General features: G+C 69.4%; 12 protein-coding genes. 5 read left to right on the top strand and 7 right to left on the bottom strand.

Features of this window, described 5'->3' with window-relative positions; all coding sequences use genetic code 11:
- Nucleotides 1–524 precede the first annotated feature (524 nt).
- Together LDO11_RS14260 and queD are read right to left on the bottom strand one after the other, a co-directional pair.
- The gene (locus LDO11_RS14260; RefSeq protein ID WP_129135025.1) at nt 525–923 is read right to left on the bottom strand and encodes a phasin family protein; all 399 of its coding nucleotides are present in this window, start codon (nt 921–923) and stop codon (nt 525–527) included.
- 160 nt (nt 924–1083) lie between these two features.
- Nucleotides 1084–1437, bottom strand: a complete 354-nt coding sequence (gene queD, locus LDO11_RS14255; protein WP_232142118.1) for a 6-carboxytetrahydropterin synthase QueD — start codon at nt 1435–1437, stop codon at nt 1084–1086.
- A gap of 221 nt (nt 1438–1658) precedes the next feature.
- Here queD and acnD point away from each other — a divergent pair, with 221 nt between their 5' ends.
- The 5 genes from acnD (at nt 1659) to LDO11_RS14230 (ending at nt 10424) form a co-directional block, all read left to right on the top strand.
- Nucleotides 1659–4268, top strand: a complete 2610-nt coding sequence (gene acnD / locus LDO11_RS14250; RefSeq protein ID WP_232142117.1) for a Fe/S-dependent 2-methylisocitrate dehydratase AcnD — start codon at nt 1659–1661, stop codon at nt 4266–4268.
- Between the two features lie 26 nt (nt 4269–4294).
- Nucleotides 4295–5509 carry a 2-methylaconitate cis-trans isomerase PrpF gene (gene prpF, locus LDO11_RS14245; protein ID WP_232142116.1) on the top strand — a complete coding sequence of 405 codons (1215 nt, stop codon included), beginning with the start codon at nt 4295–4297 and terminating at the stop codon, nt 5507–5509.
- 457 nt (nt 5510–5966) lie between these two features.
- The gene (locus LDO11_RS14240; RefSeq protein WP_232142115.1) at nt 5967–7097 is read left to right on the top strand and encodes a glycosyltransferase; all 1131 of its coding nucleotides are present in this window, start codon (nt 5967–5969) and stop codon (nt 7095–7097) included.
- Nucleotides 7094–8242 (top strand): UDP-galactopyranose mutase, encoded by a 1149-nt coding sequence (glf, locus tag LDO11_RS14235; protein ID WP_232142114.1) that lies wholly within the window; start codon nt 7094–7096, stop codon nt 8240–8242. The genes LDO11_RS14240 and glf overlap by 4 nt, the downstream gene beginning before the upstream one ends.
- Before the next feature lie 4 nt (nt 8243–8246).
- The gene (locus tag LDO11_RS14230; RefSeq protein ID WP_232142113.1) at nt 8247–10424 is read left to right on the top strand and encodes a family 1 glycosylhydrolase; all 2178 of its coding nucleotides are present in this window, start codon (nt 8247–8249) and stop codon (nt 10422–10424) included.
- On the opposite strand, the gene LDO11_RS14225 is transcribed toward LDO11_RS14230, so the two are convergent.
- Genes LDO11_RS14225 through LDO11_RS14205 form a run of 5 tightly spaced genes read right to left on the bottom strand, consistent with a single transcriptional unit; the run spans nt 10337 to nt 18153 of the window.
- The gene (locus tag LDO11_RS14225) at nt 10337–11458 is read right to left on the bottom strand and encodes a hypothetical protein (protein ID WP_232142112.1); all 1122 of its coding nucleotides are present in this window, start codon (nt 11456–11458) and stop codon (nt 10337–10339) included. The two genes, LDO11_RS14230 and LDO11_RS14225, sit on opposite strands and share 88 nt — an antisense overlap.
- Nucleotides 11455–12696 (bottom strand): Wadjet anti-phage system protein JetD domain-containing protein, encoded by a 1242-nt coding sequence (locus tag LDO11_RS14220; protein WP_232142111.1) that lies wholly within the window; start codon nt 12694–12696, stop codon nt 11455–11457. Before LDO11_RS14220 ends, LDO11_RS14225 begins: the two co-directional genes overlap by 4 nt.
- Nucleotides 12659–16060, bottom strand: coding sequence for an ATP-binding protein (locus LDO11_RS14215; protein ID WP_232142110.1), 3402 nt, complete (start codon nt 16058–16060; stop codon nt 12659–12661). Before LDO11_RS14215 ends, LDO11_RS14220 begins: the two co-directional genes overlap by 38 nt.
- A complete protein-coding gene (locus LDO11_RS14210) occupies nt 16047–16694 on the bottom strand; it encodes a DUF4194 domain-containing protein (protein ID WP_232142109.1) in 648 nt (215 codons plus the stop codon). Before LDO11_RS14210 ends, LDO11_RS14215 begins: the two co-directional genes overlap by 14 nt.
- A complete protein-coding gene (locus LDO11_RS14205; RefSeq protein ID WP_232142108.1) occupies nt 16687–18153 on the bottom strand; it encodes a DUF3375 domain-containing protein in 1467 nt (488 codons plus the stop codon). Before LDO11_RS14205 ends, LDO11_RS14210 begins: the two co-directional genes overlap by 8 nt.
- Nucleotides 18154–18356 lie beyond the last annotated feature (203 nt).

Here is an 18356-nt window from a genome sequence, read left to right as displayed (position 1 = left end):
GTGTGCTCCCCCGGCCGGAGTCCGCGTCCAGCTACCACGGCCGGCCGCCGGCCCTCCATGGCCGGCTGGGAGCACACCCCCCGGTGCACGCGACGGGCTCAGGCGTCGCCGGCTCCGGCACGAATGTCAGGAGCGGTTGCCGCCGAAGTCGCCTGCTTGCGGCTCGACCGATCTTCGCCGTTGATCTCCGCTGTTGCCTCCGCTGTTGCCTCCGCCCCGACGCGACGACAGGTCGGGGCCCGCCGCGGACGCAGGGGGATGTCCAGAGCCGGCCATGGATGGCCGGCGGCCGGATGTGGTAGCAGGACGCGGAGATATCCGGCTGGACATCCCCCTGCGTCCGTGGTGGGCCTCCCGGATTCCTGCGGGGGACACCGCTTTTCTGATCGTTCGGTGATTACCGGGCGCGGGAGCCTGCACGGCGATGCGCATTGCACGGTCCTGCACAAACAGAAAGACCCGGCCGCTGGGCGACCGGGTCTTCAGTTGTCACGCGACCGGCAGGCTGCGCCGGTCTGGCCTGATCAGGCCCGGGCGGACTTGCCGGCCTGGCGGGCGGCGGTCTGCACGGTGGCCTGCGCCTGCGCGGTGGCCGAGTCCAGCTGGCCCTTGGCGATCTGGCCGATGGCCTCGTTGGCCTGCACGGTGCGGGCCATGGCTTCCTGGCTGGCGCCGATCGCGCGCTCGACGTTCTCGCGGGCGACCTGCACGCCCTTCGGCCACAGGTTGCGCATCGCGTCCGGGTCACGGGCTTCGACCAGCTCGTTCCAGAAGGCGAACGCCGCGCGGGTATTGGTCTCGAGCGTGCTCAGCTGCAGGCCGAAGACGTTCTCGAAGTTCTGCAGCGCCAGCTGGTTGACCTGGGCCGCGGTGTCCGCGTACTGGCGGGTGGCGTTGGTGAACTGCTCATTGATGGTGTTCATGGGTCGACATCCTGCTGTTGCCGGCAGGGGCGCCGGTTTGTGCAGTGCACCATACCGCGTCCTATGTTGCATTGCAACATGGCGGGCGGCCCGGCGCGATCGCTGTTCAACCGCCGGATAGCTCGCCACCCCGGCCACGGCGGCGAAGTGCCGGTGCCGGTCAGCCGCGGTAGCGGCAGCCCGACGTGCAGGTCTCGTGCACCACGACCTCGCTCAACAACGGCAGCCGCGGCTTCAGCCGGTCCCAGATCCACAGCGCGAGTCGCTCGCTCGTGGGGTTCTCGAGCCCCTCGATCTCGTTGAGGTAATGGTGGTCGAGCTGGTCGTAGAGCGGCCGGAATGCCGCCTTGAGGTCGGCGAAGTCCATGATCCAGCCGCTGTCGGCGCCCGGTTCGCCGCTCACGTGGATCTCGATGCGGAACGAATGCCCGTGCAGGCGCGCGCACTTGTGCCCTTCGGGCACGTTCGGCAGGCGGTGGGCCGCCTCCACGGTGAAGACCTTGAAGATATCCATGCGGGCGCGGTGTCGGACGGCGCGGCAGGATACCGCGGCCGCGTAGTCCGCGCCGGCGTCGTCCGGACGCGTTTCAAGGGCGCGCACGGTCGCCTGGTCGCGGGCGGTTGTGGCTGCACGGGCTAAAATCACCGGCATCCACCTGTCATCCGCGCCGCGCGCCCCGGTCCGAGCCGGGCGTGCCGCACGCGCGCCTGCAGGGTCCGCCTTCCGGAGTCGCCATGAACAACCCCTATCGCAAGCCGCTCCCCGGCACGCCGCTCGCCTATTACGACGCCCGCGAGGCGGTCGAGGCGATCCAGCCGGGCGCCTGGGCAGGCCTGCCCTATACCGCGCGCGTGCATGCCGAGAACCTCGTGCGCCGCGCCGACCCGGCGCAGCTTCGCGATTACCTCGTGCAGCTCGTCGAACGCCGCCGCGACCTCGATTTCCCGTGGTGGCCCGTTCGCGTGGTGTGCCACGACATCCTGGGCCAGACCGCACTCGTGGACCTTGCCGGCCTGCGCGATGCGATCGCCGAGCAGGGCGGGGACCCGGCGCAGGTCAATCCGGTGGTGCCGGTGCAGCTGATCGTCGACCACTCGCTCGCCGTGGAATGCGGTGGCTTCGACCCGGATGCCTTCACCCGCAACCGCGATATCGAGGACCGCCGCAACGCCGACCGCTTCGACTTCATCGAGTGGACCCGGCATGCATTCCGCAACGTGGAGGTGATTCCGCCGGGCAACGGGATCATGCACCAGATCAATCTGGAGAAGATGTCGCCGGTGGTGTACGTGCGCGACGGCGTCGCCTTCCCGGACACCTGCGTCGGCACTGACAGCCACACGCCGCATGTCGATGCGCTCGGCGTGATCGCGATCGGCGTCGGCGGCCTGGAAGCCGAGAACGTGATGCTCGGCCGTGCCTCGTGGATGCGCCTGCCCGACATCGTTGGCGTCGAGCTCACCGGCCGTCCGGCCGAGGGCATCACCGCCACCGACGTGGTGCTGGCGCTGACCGAATTCCTGCGTGCCCAGCGGGTGGTCGGCGCCTATCTCGAGTTCTTCGGCGAAGGCGCATCCGCGCTCACCATCGGTGATCGCGCGACGATCTCCAACATGTGCCCGGAGTACGGCGCCACCGCGGCGATGTTCTACATCGACGACCAGACCCTGGACTATCTGCGCTTGACCGGCCGCGAGGACCAGCAGGTCTCGCTGGTCGAGACCTATGCGAAGACCGCCGGCCTGTGGGCCGACGACCTGGGCGGCGTGCGCTACGAGCGCGTGCTGCGTTTCGACCTGTCGAGCGTGGTGCGCAACATGGCCGGGCCGTCGAACCCGCATCGCCGGCTGCCGACCTCGGAGCTGGCCGCGCGTGGCATCTCCACCGACCTGACCACCGCGCGCGAGCAGGAAGCCCAGGGCCTGATGCCCGACGGCGCGGTGATCATCGCCGCCATCACCAGCTGCACCAATACCTCGAACCCGCGCAACGTGATTGCCGCGGGCCTCCTGGCGCGCAACGCCAACGCACGCGGACTCACCCGCAAGCCGTGGGTCAAGACCTCGCTGGCGCCGGGTTCCAAGGCGGTGGAGCTGTACCTGCAGGAAAGCGGGCTGCTGCCGGAACTGGAATCGCTCGGCTTCGGCATCGTCGGCTTCGCCTGCACCACCTGCAACGGCATGAGCGGCGCGCTGGATCCCGCGATCCAGCAGGAGATCATCGACCGCGACCTCTACGCCACCGCGGTGCTGTCGGGCAACCGCAACTTCGACGGCCGCATCCACCCGTATGCCAAGCAGGCGTTCCTGGCTTCGCCGCCGCTGGTGATCGCCTACGCGATCGCCGGCACCGTGCGTTTCGACATCGAGAAGGACGTGCTGGGCCTCGATGCCGACGGGCAGCCGGTCACGCTCAAGGACCTGTGGCCCAGCGACGCCGAGATCGACGCGGTGGTCAAGGCCAGCGTCAAGCCGGAACAGTTCCGCGCCGTCTACGGGCCGATGTTCAAGCTGCAGGTCGACACCGGCCCGAAGGTGCCGCCGCTGTACGACTGGCGGCCGATGTCGACCTACATCCGCCGCCCGCCGTACTGGGAAGGCGCGCTGGCCGGCGAGCGCACGCTCACCGGCATGCGTCCGCTCGCGGTGCTCGGCGACAACATCACCACCGACCACCTGTCGCCGTCCAACGCCATCATGCGCAACAGTGCTGCCGGCGAGTACCTGGCGTCGATGGGCGTGCCGGAGGAGGACTTCAACTCCTACGCCACCCACCGCGGCGACCACCTCACCGCGCAGCGCGCCACGTTCGCCAACCCCAAGCTGATCAACGAGATGGCGGTGGTCGACGGTGCCGTGAAGCAGGGCTCGCTGGCGCGGCTGGAGCCGGAGGGCGAGGTCATGCGCATGTGGGAGGTCATCGAGACCTACATGCAGCGCAAGCAGCCGCTGGTGATCATCGCCGGTGCCGACTACGGCCAGGGCTCGTCGCGCGACTGGGCGGCCAAGGGCGTGCGCCTGGCGGGCGTGGAGGCGATCGTGGCCGAAGGCTTCGAGCGCATCCACCGCACCAACCTGGTCGGCATGGGCGTGCTGCCGCTGGAGTTCAGGCCGGGCACCACGCGGCTGACGCTGGGCATCGACGGCAGCGAGACCTTCGATGTCGTCGGCACCCGGGCTCCGGGGGCGACGCTCACCCTGGTGATCCACCGCCGCAACGGCGAGACCGTCGAGGTGCCGGTGACCTGCCGCCTGGATTCCGATGAGGACGTCGAGGTCTACGAGGCCGGTGGCGTGCTGCAGCGTTTCGCGCAGGACTTCCTTGCCGCGACGAAGGCGGCCTGAAGGCGCGCAACCAACGAGACCACACGATGACGCATGCATCCCGACTCCCCGCGCCCCAGTTGCGCATTCCCGCCACCTACATGCGCGGCGGCACCTCCAAGGGCGTGTTCTTCCGCCTCGAGGATCTGCCCGGGGCCGCGCGCGTGCCGGGGCCGGCGCGCGATGCGTTGTTGATGCGGGTGATCGGTTCGCCCGATCCCTACGGCAAGCACACCGACGGCATGGGCGGGGCGACCTCGTCGACCAGCAAGTGCGTGATCATCGCGAAGTCGTCGAAGCCCGACCATGACGTCGACTACCTCTACGGCCAGGTCTCGATCGACACCGCGTTCGTCGACTGGTCCGGCAACTGCGGCAACCTCAGCACCGCGGTGGGGCCGTTCGCGATCGCCAACGGCTTCGTCGATCCCGCGCGCATTCCCCATGATGGCGTGGGCGCGGTGCGGATCTGGCAGGCCAATATCGGCAAGACCATCATCTGCAACGTGCCGGTCGCCAACGGCGAGGTGCAGGAGACCGGTGACTTCGAGCTCGACGGCGTGACCTTTCCCGCCGCCGAGATCGTGCTGGAATTCATCGATCCGTCCGACGAGGGCGAAGGCGAGGGCGGCGGCGCGCTGTTTCCCACCGGCAACGTGGTGGACACGCTGGACGTGCCCGGGCTCGGCCCGCTGCAGGCGACGATGATCACCGCCGGCATCCCCACCGTGTTCGTCAACGCCGCCGACATCGGCTACACCGGCACCGAGCTGCAGCCGGCAATCAACGGCGACGCCGATGCACTGGTACGGCTGGAGGCGATCCGGGTCGCCGGCGCACTGCGCATGGGGCTGATCAGCGACCCCCGCGAGGCGGCCAATCGCCAGCACACGCCGAAGGTCGCCTTCGTCGCGCCGCCGGCGGACTACGTGGCGTCGAGCGGCAAGCGCATCGCCGCGGCCGACGTCGACCTCAACGTGCGGGCGATGTCGATGGGCAAGCTGCACCACGCGATGATGGGCACCTGTGCGGTTGCCATCGCCACCGCGGCAACGGTGCCGGGCACGCTCGTCAACCTGGCGGCCGGCGGCGGCGAACGCGCGGCCGTGCGCTTCGGTCACCCCTCCGGCGCGTTGCGCGTGGGCGCCGAAGCCGCCTGCGCGGACGGCCAGTGGCAGGTGACCCGCGCGGTGATGAGCCGCAGCGCCCGGGTGCTGATGGAGGGCATGGTGCGGGTGCCGATGGGGCCCGTGGAGGCCTGACCGGGCGTCGGCATCGCCGCATCGGCGGCAATGCGGCGGTCCGTCGGCATCGCCGGGTCGCCGCTGCTGTCCGCGCCGCTCCGGACCTGGTGCCGGCTCTGCGCACCCCGGTCGTGGCCGGGGGCCGCCGCACGCGCGGCGGAACGGGGTGGCGATCGCGGCCAGCATGGCCGGCCCGTGCCACCGCTGGCTTTCCGGCGCGACGTTCAGCTGCCTGAATTTCCCTTGTCCGGACCTTCACCCTGCTGCGAGGCCTTCTGGCGGAACACTCGGTTCCCCCCAGGAGACAACCGACATGGCAAGGGCATTCGAAGGACCACAGACGACGCGCACATCGGCCAGGCTCGACAGTGGCCAGGGCATGTACACCCATGCCACGGCCGGCCGGGGCGGGGGTGCCGTGGTTTCCCAGCCCGCGCCACGTGCCGCCCCCGACCGGGGCCGGAATTTCCCGTTGATGGTGCACTGCCACCTGCGCTGGGACTTCGTCTGGCAGCGTCCGCAGCAGCTGTTCTCACGGCTGGCCGCACACCACGCGGTGCTGTTCGTCGAGGATCCGATGCCCGGCGAGGGCGACGCCCATCTGGACGTCAGCGAGCCCTATGCCAACGTGGTGCGGCTGGTGCCGCGCCTGCCCCACGACGCACCCGCCGATACCGATGCGCAGTGGCGGTTGCTGCTGCCGCTGGTCGAGCAGGCGCTGCAGCGCCATCCGTTGCTGGCCGGCCGTTTCGCCAACCCCGTGCAATGGTTCTATTCGCCGATGAGCGCGCCGGTGCTGCTGGGCCGCTTCGGCGCGCGCGGCACCGTGTACGACTGCATGGACGAACTCGCGAACTTCCGCTTCGCGCCGCCCGACATCGCCGCACGCGAGCGCTACCTGCTGTCGCGCGCGGACATCGTGTTCACCGGCGGTTACCAGCTGTACGAAGCCAAGGCGCGCCACCACCCCACGGTGTACTTCCACGGTTGCGGCGTCGACGTGGGCCACTTCGGCCGCGCGCGGCTCGCCTCCACGCAGGTGCCGGATGCGGTTGCCGACCTGCCCGGACCGATCCTCGGCTATGTGGGCGTCATCGACGAGCGGCTGGACTATCCGCTGATCGAGGCACTGGCGCGGCGTTACCCGCAGGCCTCGGTGGTCATGGCCGGGCCGCTTGCGAAGGTGGAACGGGCCGACCTGCCGGACCTGCCCAATCTCCACTGGCTCGGGCAGCAGCCGTACGACGCGCTGCCGGCGCTGGTGAAGGGCTTCGATGTCTGCCTGATGCCGTTCGCGCTCAATGACGCCACCCGCTACATCAACCCGACCAAGACGCTCGAATACATGGCCACCGGCAAACCCGTGGTGTCGACCGCGGTGGCCGACGTGGTGCGCAACTTCACCCCGGTGGTCGATGTGGCCTATTCCACCGACGAATTCCTCGATGCGGTGGCGCGCGCCATCGACGGCGCCGATCCGGCGCTGCTGCGCGAAGGCATCGCGCGGGCGATGGATGCCTCGTGGGATTCCACGGTGGCAACCATGCGCTCGGAGCTGCTTGGCGCGGTGATGCCGGTGCGTGCGGTGCGGACGGGCGAACCATGAGAACCGACGTCCTGGTCGTTGGTGCCGGCTTCTCGGGTGCGGTGGTCGCACGGCAGCTCGCCGAGCGCGGGCTGCAGGTGCTGGTGATCGACCGCCGTGACCACATCGGCGGCAACGCGCACGACCGCACCGACGCGCATGGCGTGCTGGTGCATCCCTACGGCCCGCACATCTTCCACACCAACAGCGCGCGCATCTTCGAGTACCTCTCGCAGTTCACCGGGTGGCGCCCGTACGAGCACCGCGTGCTGGCCAGCGTGGACGGCAGGCTGGTGCCGCTGCCGATCAACATCGACACGGTCAACCGGCTGTACGGGCTGTCGCTGGACGAGGACACCATCCAGGCGTTCTTCGACGACGTGCGCGAACCGCGCGAGCCGATCCGCACCAGCGAGGACGTGGTGGTGAACGCGGTCGGGCGCGACCTCTACGAGAAGTTCTTCCGCGGCTATACGCGCAAGCAGTGGGGACTGGACCCGTCGGAACTGGCGGCGTCGGTTGCCGCGCGCATCCCCACGCGCACCAACCGTGACGACCGCTATTTCACCGACACCTACCAGGCAATGCCGGTGGACGGCTACACGCGGATGTTCGAACGCATCCTCGACCACGCCAACATCCGCGTGGAAACCGGGGTGGACTTCTTCGCCGGACGCGAGCGGTTCAATGCGCGGCACCTGGTCTACACCGGACCCGTGGATGCGTACTACCAGCACCGCTTCGGTGCGCTGCCCTACCGCTCGCTGCGCTTCGAGCACGAACACCTGGCCGATACGCGTCGCTACCAGGACGTCGGCACGGTCAACTATCCCAACGACCACGCGTACACGCGGATCACCGAGTTCAAGCACATCACCGGGCAGGAGCATGCCGGCACCTCGATCGTGCGCGAGTACCCCCAGGCGGAGGGCGAGCCCTACTACCCGGTGCCGCGGCCGGAGAACGAGCAGCTGTTCAAGCGTTACGAGGCGCTGGCCATGGCCGAACGCGACGTCACCTTCGTCGGGCGGCTGGCGCAGTACCGCTACTACAACATGGACCAGTGCGTGGGCGCGGCGCTGAAGGCCGCGCAGTACGTCGAGGAGAAGATGGGCCTCGCCACGCACGTCGGGGCACCGCCGGCGGTCCCGGCGGCGACGGCCTGACGCCATGCCGCGCTCCCCCGCCGCGGGGACGTGCGGCATCGCCCTGTGGGGCGGGGTGGAATGCACCATCAACCGCGTGGGCGATGCCTGGTTCAGCCAGCTGCAGCGCAATGGACATCTGCTGCGAGCGGACGACCTCGACGCGTTCGCGGCGCTGGGCCTGAGCGCGCTGCGCCAACCGGTGCTGTGGGAACATGTCGCGCCGCACGGCGTGGCGGGCGCGGACTGGTCCTGGCCCGACGCCTGCCTCGAACGCCTGCGCGCGCTGGACGTGCAGCCGATCGTCGGCCTGCTGCATCACGGCGGCGGGCCGGCCGAGACCAGCCTGGTCGATCCCGACTTCGCGTCGAAATTCGCGGTCTATGCGGCCGCCGTCGCCGCGCGCTACCCGTGGGTGCGCGACTGGACCCCCGTCAACGAACCCCTGACCACCGCGCGTTTCAGCGGGCTCTACGGATGCTGGGCGCCGCACGGCCGGGACCCTGCCGTGTTCTGGCAGGTGCTGCGCAACGAATGCCGCGGCACGGTGCTGGCGATGCGCGCGATCCGCGCGGTGCGCGCCGATGCGCGCCTGGTGCAGACCGACGACCTCGGTCGCACCTGGGCCGTGCCCGCGCTGGCCTACCAGGCCGGGTTCAACAACCACCTGCGCTGGCTGGCGTGGGACCTGCTGTGCGGCCGCGTCGACCCCACCCACCCGGTGTACGGCTGGTTGCGCAGCGACTGCCGTGCCAGTGCGGAGGACATCGCCTGGTTCGCCGACAACCCGTGCCCGCCGGACATCATCGGTACCAACCATTACGTCACCAGCGAACGTTTCCTCGACGACGACATTGGCCGGTATCCCCCCGCGCTGCATGGCGGCAACGGCCGGCATCGCTATGTCGACGTGGAAGCGGTGCGCATGCTGGACCCGCCACCGCCCGGTATCGAGGCGTTGCTGCAGGAAGCGTGGGATCGCTACCGGATCCCGATCGCGATCACCGAGGTGCACCTGGGCGGGCATCGCGAGGAGCAGCTGCGCTGGCTCGACAGCATCTGGCAGGGCGCCCGCCGCGCGCGCGAGGCAGGCGTCGACCTGCGCGCGATCACGCTGTGGGCGTTGCTGGGCAGTCACGACTGGGACTGCCTGCTGACCGAGTGCCGCGGCTACTACGAAAGCGGCGTGTTCGACGTGCGCGGCGGCACTCCGCGGCCCACCGCGCTGGCGCGCATGGCCGCCCAGCTCGCCCGCGGCGAGGCGCCCTCGCATCCGGTGCTGGCCTCGCCGGGCTGGTGGCAGCGGCCGTCGCGGATGCTGCACCCGGAGTCGCGCGGTGAAGACGGGCCCAGCCCCGTGCAGGCACGGCCGATCCTGATCACCGGCGCCACTGGCACGCTGGGCGGCGCGTTCGCGCGGATCTGCCGGCAACGCGGGCTGGCCTGCCGCGTGCTGACCCGCGCCGAACTCGATATCGCCGATCCCGATTCGGTAAGCCGCGCGCTCGATGATTGCGAACCCTGGGCGATCATCAACGCCGCGGGCTACGTGCGCGTCGACGATGCCGAACGCGACCACGAACGCTGCTTCCGCGAGAACGCCGACGGGCCGGCGACGCTGGCACGCGCCTGCGCCCGCGATGGCGTCGCGCTGGTGACCTTCTCCAGCGACCTGGTCTTCGACGGCCGCCAGGACGCGCCCTATGTCGAGAACGACGCGGTGGCACCGCTCAATGTCTACGGCCGCAGCAAGGCACGCGGCGAGGGGCTGGTGCTCGACCACCATCCGGATGCGCTGGTGGTGCGCACCAGTGCATTCTTCGGCCCGTGGGACCAGTACAACTTCGTCTGCCTGCTGCTGCGCGCGCTGCGCGCGGGGCTGCCATTCGAGGCCGCCAGCGACGTCACCGTGTCGCCGACCTACGTGCCCGACCTCGTGCATGCCTGCCTCGACCTGCTGGTGGATGGCGAAGCCGGCATCTGGCATCTCACCAATGGCGAGCCGGTGACCTGGCTCGAACTCGCACACCGCGCGGCGCAGGCCGCCGCGACCGACCCGCGCGGCGTCTGCGGGCGGATGGCGGCGGAGTTCGGCTGGCTGGCGGCGCGGCCGGCCTACAGTGCGCTGGGCAGCCGGCGTGCACTGGTCATGCCGGCGCTCGCCGATGCGCTGGCACGCTGCGTGCGCGACCGGGTGGACTGAGCCGACCCTCCCGGCACCAGCTCTACTCCGGGCATGGCGCGCCGCCTCCAACAGCCCCGACCCCGACCTGTTCCGCCGCCACGCTGCTGCCGTGCGGCGATGGCGCGCACAAGCGCGGAGACCGCAGACTGTATGGCGGCCTCGTCCTTCATCTCGGCTGCGAGACAAATAGCGAGCCTGCAGGTGTCGAGGCCGCGTTCATGGCGCTGGGACTCTTCCTGACTGGCGGTTGGGATGAGAGGAGCAATCAACTCCCAGCCGCGTGGTGCCGCCGTGGCGTCGCCGCCACGCGCTAGAGCCAGTTCGCTGTAAGCAACGAGCTTGTCGAGCTCACGCCGCTCTGAGGCATGACCGCATGTGCCTGCCGAGCTGGCGCGGAGGCGACTGAGCACCTCCTTGAGGACGTCTTGCCTGCCGAGGTGCAAGGACGTCTGGAAGGCTTCTTCAAGGATGCCTGCGATGCGCGCGTCCAAGAATGGAATCAGCAGCTCCAAGGTCTGGGCGTCCGCTCGGCCCGCCATGCGGCGCTCCCTTGCGAGGACGACGACAAAGTGGCCGTGTTGGGGATGCAGCCGGACGGCCCGTTCCGCCTCCTGCTCAGGACGACCACCGATACCGACCGAGAACCACAGCTTCAGCAGGATCCGGCATGCCACGGCGCTCGGTTCAGGGTGGGCCTGCACCTGTAGGAGCAGGTCCTTGCAGCTTTCACGGTGTGGGTGTCTTGAGGTTGCTGCTTCACCGCCATGCCACAGGGCCCAGGCGAGCACTGCAAGCGCCTCGTGATGCGTGCCGACGTTGTCGCGGTTGAGCAGCTCGATTGCTTCGTCGTTCCTGCCGAGCATTGCCAACGCATAGCCCTGTTTGGCCCGATGTGTCTTGCTCGGATTCTCCTGCTTCCCGTAGGCCTCGACTGCCTCCTCGTACCGCTGTCCGAGCAGGGCCCGGTCGCCAGGATCGGAGGTGGCGATTGCGATGCCGGCTGTGCGGGCGTCGAGCAGCTGCTGGAGGGTGACTTCGTGTCGGTGCTTCACGCGGTTTCCTTTGCTTGCCCGCTGAGGGGTACCGCACGGTTGTTCTGATCAGTCATCGCTGCGTTCGCGGCCAGCACGATGTCGGTCCAGGCATGGGGCCATGCAATGCGTTCCTGCTCCAGCCTCACTCCGTGGCCCCATCGCCCGTCGACCAGGCCCTGCGCGACAGTGGACTCCTCGGGCGTCAGGTATCCCAGTCCGGTGACTCGCGGAGGGTGGGGGTCGACTGACCACAGCGTTCGATGAAGCATGAGTGTCGATTCGTCCATAAGGCACGATCGAGCCTGCGGGAGATGCTGCCTCAGGGCTGAGAGGATCTGGAAACCGGCGATGTCGATGTCGCCCCAGTACAGCAAGGGCACATCGCGGAGCCACGGCAGACGGGCGAGCTCGGTCGCGGCAAAGCCGCCGCCTGCAATCACGACGCCGCCGGCGAGCTCTTCGCAAGCCAAGACGCTCTGCAGGTTTTCGACGACGAGGACCACCTGGGCGCCGAGATCGAGGGCAGCGAACTCGTCCAGCCGTACGGTGAGGTCGCTCAGGCCTCCGTATCGCTCGCGCATGGCGGGATCGAGCAGCCTGATCCGGCGCTTGGGTGGGTCCACCGCCAGGCCCGCGACGGTGGCCAAGGGCCCCTTCGGGAGCGAAAGCCGGGCGGCGAGCAGTGCTGCGATCGGAGCCGCATGCCGTTCAAGCCATTTCGTGTCCACGCCCGCGACCGGCAGCTGCCGCGCGTAGAGTCCGCAGCCCGGGTGCGCGCTGAGCCAGTCGAAGACCCTGACCGCCCGGGCATAGTCCTCGTCGGCAAGTGCCTGCAGCCAAGCGGCCTGGTCTCGCAGGCTCACCTCGAGATCCGGCCACGCAGCGAGCCGCTCTGTGAAACGTGCATCGGCCTGCCGGAACTCCGCGGCCGCGATCGAGCCGAGCGTCTGGGCGACATCAGCGGCCGATGCGAACTCGACGTGCGTGGGGACGGCCTGGCTGCCCATCCGGCTCCACGCGCGGGTGGCGCGGCGAACGTGCCCGGGACCCGCGTAGCCCTGCCACGTCTCGACCCACCGGGCGAACGTCGACCAGTTCGCCGACGCCTGGGCCTCGGTAGGCGGATCCAATGGGAGGCTTAGTGGCCATTCGCCTGCGCCCCCGAGCCAGTCGGTCCAGCGGCGTCGCCAGATGACCGTGAGGCGGTCCCTGACCTGCTCAGGCGTCCGCATCGGCGATCGCATCTCGAGCAGCACGTGTCTGCTCGGTCCAGCTGAGCCGCTGCGCTCCGCTGTCGTACTCGATGGCGAGCAGACCCGACTGCTTGCGATCGCGGATGACGACGAACGCGGCGCCCCCGACAAACTCCTCGAGCGTCATGACCGACTTGATCGGCGTAGCCACGATCATCTGGAAGCCGAGCTCAGTGAAGATCCGCATCGACGTCGCGGTGAAGTCGTTGTCGGTCTTGGTGAACGCCTCATCGAGAACGACCGCGGCGTACTGCGGCACGCCGCCGTCGGCGCCGCCGAGCTTGTAGCGCAGCGCCGCTGCCAGGCAGGTCGCCGTCAGCTTCTGCCGCTGGCCGCCGGACTTGCCCGAGCTGCCGCTGTAGACCTCGATCTGTCGGTCGGTGCGGCGCTCTAGCTCGTCGGCGATGAACTCGACATGGCGCCGCACGTCGAGCACCGCATCGCGCCAACGGCGCTTTTCTGGCTCGTCGGCTTTGAGGTCGAGCACGAGCTCGCGCAGCAGGTTGAACTGAGCCTCGGCAACGGCGGCATCGGCCGTCGCCTGCCCGTGCTGGTCGGCGAACAGCTGCGACAGGCGCTGCCGGAATGCTGTGGGCTCGGGCAGGTGCAGGTCCACCACGCGGATGCGCAGATAGCTGTCGGGGTTGTAGTTGACGGCGTACAGCGCTTCGTTGACGTCCGCGAGCCTGTTGGTGATCTCGCGGCGGGCTTCGGCGAGGTGGCGCGCGAGTTCGGCCAGTCGCTGGCGGCTCTGCTGGCGCAGCAGTGCCATGAAGCGCGTCTCGTGCTCAGGCAACCCGTCGAGTTCCAGCCGCTGCAGGCGGGCAAAGAAGTCCGGCGCGCAGTTGAGGTTGGCCTGCAGGGCGCCAGCCTCTTCCGGCCACTGCATCAGGAACCGCGCGAACGCCTGCGTCACCTGGCCGGACAGCTCCGAGGCTTCGCTGCCGAGGCGGCGGTTGGTCTCGTGGAGCGCGTTGACTGCGGGCTGCACGTCGCCGGCGACCGAAGCCAGCGTCGGTGCCCAGCCCTCAGGCAGGCAGGCTTGCAGGGCGTCGCGGTGCGTGACCGAGAGCATCGCCGCCTCCATGCGGGCGCGGTCGAGCGATGGTTCGTCCTTGGCGAGCTGCGCCGTGCACGACTTCACCCGCTCGGCGAGCTCGGCGGCACGGCCGTGCAGCTGCGTGCGCCGGGCGCGCGCCGCGGCCAGCTGGCCCTCGATGTCGGCGAGCTGCCGGTTGCCGGATCGGATCGACGTGAGCTGCGCCTCGATGTCGGCGATGCGGCCGGCGATCGCGAGCACGTCGATGTCATGCCAGTCGAGCGAGAGCAGTGACTGCGCCGCGGTCTGCCGCACGTGGTCCTGCTGGCGCTCGCTGTCGAGCACGTCGATCGCGCGTCGCGTCTCGACGATGGCTTCGCCAAGAGTCGCCGCCTGCGCCTTGTACAGCGCCAGCTTCTCGCGGCTGTCGAACCCGAGCACCCAGCGGCTGCGATCGTCGATGCGGTGCCGGTCGTTTTTCTCTGTCCGGCCACCGCCGTGGCGGATCTGACCCTGACGGGTAATGCGGTGCGGCCCCTTGGTGAGGTCGGCAGCCGTGTCGACGCACTGGTAGTCGAAGCGCTCGGACAGCTCGCGCTCCACCCAGGCAGTGAAGGCGTGCGCCCGGGTCTCGAGCTTGTGGAGGATCGAATCGTCCGAGCGCGGCTCGCGCCTGGCGCTGCGGCTGCCAGCGGTGACCGGGTGGTAGACCAGCTTGAGCCCAAGGTGGATGTCATCGACCCAGCGCGCCACGCGCTTGTGGTCACGTTCGTCGATCAGCAGGTCGAGCGCGAACCCGCGCAGCAGCCGCTCGGCCGCTGGTCCCCAGGTGTCCAGTGTGTCGGCGCGCACCTGGATCAGCTCGCCGACGAACATCACGTTCGCGGGCGCCAGCGAGAGCTCGCGACACATGCGCGCGCGCAGGTGCTGCATCTCGGCCGGGATGTTGCTTGAGGAGGTCTCCAGAGCGTGGATCTCCTCGCGAAGGCGCGCGAACTCCTGCTCCTGGTCGCGTCGCCGAACCTCAAGATCGCCGCGGCGCTCGGCCGCCGAGTTGGCCCGGTCTATGGCCTGGCTTGCGATCGCGCGGGCCTCTGCCTGCTGGGCCGCATAGGCGGCCGCGTCGGTGGCCAGCGTCCAGCCCAGCCCGCCGGCGGCGGATTCGGCCCGCCGCCGCTTGCTCGACGCATGCTCGCGCTGGCCGGTGAGCTCGCCGATCTTGGCTTCGAGCGTCGCGATGTCGTTGCCGCCGTGCGCAAGGCGCTGGCCCTCGAGCGCGTTGATCTGGTCCTCGACCCCATGGCGCTCGGCCGCGACCACGTCGATTTCGGCGCGCGCAGCCTCGATCGCGGTCTGCAGCTCGATGCGCGACTGCTCGAGCAGCGTGACGCGGTGGTGCTCGATGAAGCGCGGCGCAGCCTGGATCAGCTCGTCGTTTTGCGACAGCTGCGCCATCACGTCCAGACGCTGGGCGAACGCCTCCTGGGCAGGTTTCAGCAGCTCGACCTGCTGACGCGCGGCGACGACGGCCCGGTGCGCTTCATCGAGATCGGAGAACTCCTCCACCAGAAGGCGGGCCTTCTCGAACGTCTCGGGCGGGGCCAGCATGAACTCGCGCAGGAAGCTGTTGAGATCCCCGAGGCTCTTGGTCGACTGCGTGCGGTGAAGCAGCTCCAGCGCCGTGGTGTCCTCGATGCCCATGACGCGGCACCAGTGCTCCTGGTAGGCGGCGAAACTGTCCTCGTGGTGACGAATGGCCGGGCGGTCGAGCTGCTGGCGCAGCTTGCGCCGATCGCCATCGAACCCGGTCAGCTCGCGGGCGAGATCGAATGGCCCGTCGACGACCATGAAGTGCCGGTTGATGTTGGCCGTGGGCGAGGCGCTGGTGACCCAGAACAGGCGGATCAGCGTCACCATGCGGCCGAGCCGGTTGGCGTAGGTCAGCGCGATTGCCGACCAGGTCGCCTCCGGGCGCAGGAACTGCTTGGAGACGTCGCGCGAGCCTTCCTCGCCCTTGTCCGCCCACGCGCCGCGCACGTAGGACATCAACGTACGGTCGCGGCCGCCGCGCTCGCCTTCTTCGGCGGCCGCGTTGAAGTGAACCTTCGTGGGCGGAACGATCATCGCGGAGATCGCATCGAGCAGGGTCGACTTGCCGGCGCCGCTCGGACCGAGCAGGAGCATGCCGTCCTCGGCGATGTCGATCGTATGCAACCGCGAGAACGTGCCCCAGTTCCAGACCTGCAGCGTACGCATGCGGAACTGCTCGTCAGCGGGCGCGGGAAGCTCGCCAAACAGCACGCGGTTGGGGGCGTCAGTCGATCGCATGGACATCCTCGTCCTCGGTGGACACTGCGGCGCCGGCGAGGGCGCGGTAGGACGCAGCCATCGCCTCGACGTCGTCGGCGTTGAACAGCAGGCGCAGCGTGGGAGAGACCTCGTAGCGGCGCTCGGCGCCCCGGATCGCCTGCAGGATCGTGTTCTTCCTCATCTTGTCGATCGCGGCCGAGATGCGCTTCGCGGCTGCGACCCGGTCCCCGCCGGCGGGCGTGTAGAGCTCCAGGTGCTCGACGATCTCGCTCTCGTCCACCGCTGCGCGCAGCCCCTGGTTCTCGGCGTCGACGAGCACCTGCCTGAGGTGAAGCAGCAGCACCGATTCGAGGTAGGAGAGCGGGGTGGAGCGCAGCAGGATCGGAGTGTCGAGCTCGCCGGTGTCGGCCTGCCGGGTGAAGGCAACCTTGCGGTCCCGATCGAGCACGAGCTCGAGAAACACATCCGACAGCCGACTGCGCAGCACCGCCTCGTCCCTGAGCAGGGCCGGCCAGTGCGGACTGTCCTGGTCGATGTAAGGGCCGGTCAGCAGCTTGCACAGGGCCAGGCGCGCGTCGAGCGCCAGCGTGCCGGTGTCGGACGGGAACAGCGACGCGACGGGCGCGGCCGCGGCGGAGGCGGGATCAACCATGCATTTCTTCGCGGCGCTCGGCCAGGAAGTAGACCAGCGGGATGTGGGCGGCGCGCGCGTGGCCGCGGCCGGTGGTCCATTCCACGCGCTCGCGGCCATCCAGCGCGATCTCGCCATGCTTGGCGCCGAGCGCGAGGTAGCCCACCACGGTGCCGAGGCCCTGGTCGGGCGGGCGCCGCGCCAGGAGTCCACCGACGGTGACCTGCGAGGTCGTGGTCAGCACCTCGCGCAGGTGGGCGTAAAGCGCGCGGAAGTCGATCTCGGACTGCTCGACCACCGCCTGCACCTCCTCGAGGCTGATCGCCGGCGCATCGTCCGGCTCCAGCGCGCCGGCCGTGATCGGCTGCACCGGCTCGTGGAGCTTCCATTGACCCACCGAACGGTAGGTCGCGCTGCTGAGCTGGAGGGACTGGCCGGTCTGGTGCTCGGGGCGGAGCAGGTGGCGCACGTGCAGCGCATCTGCCTTGGCCGACTGCAGGAGCATCGTCAGGCGACGCTGCTCCTGGTACTCGCGGCTCTGCACGAACGAGCGCAGGCTGCGGGCGAAGCCGGTCTGCGTGTCGTTTACGCTGCCGGCGCGGTCGAGCAGGGTGCGCGTCAGCGCCGTCAGGAACAGGCGCTCCTCGCGCTGCAGCTGGGCGGTGAACTCGCGCGAAGCGATCGCATCGATCGAGGATTCGAGCTGCGCGCTCTGCTCCGGATCGGTGAGCAGCGACCAGAAGGCGGCAAACGTGCGGCCGGCCGGGCTCTCGGCGATCACGTCGACGCCGGCGAACAGGTCGGTGAGGACCTGGCCGCGCTGCGCCTCCTCCTCGATGATCCGCTCGCGAAATGATCGGTTGAGGTCGGTGAACTGGTCGCGGACGCGGCGGAAGTCCTCGGTGAGGTCGCGCGAAAGCGCCACGATTTCCCGCAGGCGCTCGACCGCGCGCTCGGGCTCAAGCACGTCGACGTCGCCGGATGCGACCCGGTCGATCTCGGCGTCGATGCGCCGGCGGTCCTCGTAGAGCTGCTCAAGGCGGGTGATCGGGTCGGCGTCGGTCTGGCGCGTGAGCTGGGCGAGCTGGTCCATGACCAACGACAACCGGCTCTCGGTGGCCACCGTGCGCTGGGTCTGCAGGCTGTCGAGGATCCGCAGCGCCTGGATCGCCGCGGCGCTCAGCTCGTACTCCTCTTCCTCAGCCCCTTCCGGATAGCGGCGTTCCAGCCACCCGGCCTGCAGCCAGTCGCGCAGGTAGTAGGCGGCAGCGCCTCCCAGCTCCCGGCCATGCGTTCGCAGAAGTTCGAGTTCGGTGGTGAGCCGCTCGGTCAGGACCGAGGCCGGCAGGGTACGCTCGGTGTCGTAGAGCAGGAACCTGAGCAGGGCCAGCACTTCCGGCGCGGTGTTGGCTGACAGCAGTCGCCAGGTCGGCTCGGTGCGGAGCCGCTCATAGGTGCTGGCGTACAACTGTGGCTTCACGTGGCCTCCCTTGCCGTGGAACGGACTGACGACGCCTTGTCAGTATCTCGCCTGTGCCCGGATGTCAGGCGAGCGTCATCCTCGTGTGGCGGGCGCCTTCCGGTTAGGGGGCGCCATCAAACTCGGTGCGCTGGGCTGAGCTGAGCTGCACGCAGACCCTCGCATCTAGGCATGCGCTTTCGAGGTGGTTTTCCTTCTTCCTT

The sequence above is a fragment of the Alterluteimonas muca genome (assembly GCF_021191595.1).
GTDB lineage: Bacteria > Pseudomonadota > Gammaproteobacteria > Xanthomonadales > Xanthomonadaceae > Luteimonas > Luteimonas muca.
This window is presented reverse-complemented; position numbering and strand designations above follow the sequence as displayed.

What these genes read in the sequence shown, in the direction of transcription:
- LDO11_RS14260 (WP_129135025.1), bottom strand. Translation starts at nt 923, where the DNA reads ATGAACACCATCAATGAGCAGTTCACCAACGCCACCCGCCAGTACGCG.
- queD (WP_232142118.1), bottom strand. Translation starts at nt 1,437, where the DNA reads ATGGATATCTTCAAGGTCTTCACCGTGGAGGCGGCCCACCGCCTGCCG.
- acnD (WP_232142117.1), top strand. Translation starts at nt 1,659, where the DNA reads ATGAACAACCCCTATCGCAAGCCGCTCCCCGGCACGCCGCTCGCCTAT.
- prpF (WP_232142116.1), top strand. Translation starts at nt 4,295, where the DNA reads ATGACGCATGCATCCCGACTCCCCGCGCCCCAGTTGCGCATTCCCGCC.
- LDO11_RS14240 (WP_232142115.1), top strand. Translation starts at nt 5,967, where the DNA reads ATGGTGCACTGCCACCTGCGCTGGGACTTCGTCTGGCAGCGTCCGCAG.
- glf (WP_232142114.1), top strand. Translation starts at nt 7,094, where the DNA reads ATGAGAACCGACGTCCTGGTCGTTGGTGCCGGCTTCTCGGGTGCGGTG.
- LDO11_RS14230 (WP_232142113.1), top strand. Translation starts at nt 8,247, where the DNA reads ATGCCGCGCTCCCCCGCCGCGGGGACGTGCGGCATCGCCCTGTGGGGC.
- LDO11_RS14215 (WP_232142110.1), bottom strand. Translation starts at nt 16,060, where the DNA reads ATGCGATCGACTGACGCCCCCAACCGCGTGCTGTTTGGCGAGCTTCCC.
- LDO11_RS14210 (WP_232142109.1), bottom strand. Translation starts at nt 16,694, where the DNA reads ATGGTTGATCCCGCCTCCGCCGCGGCCGCGCCCGTCGCGTCGCTGTTC.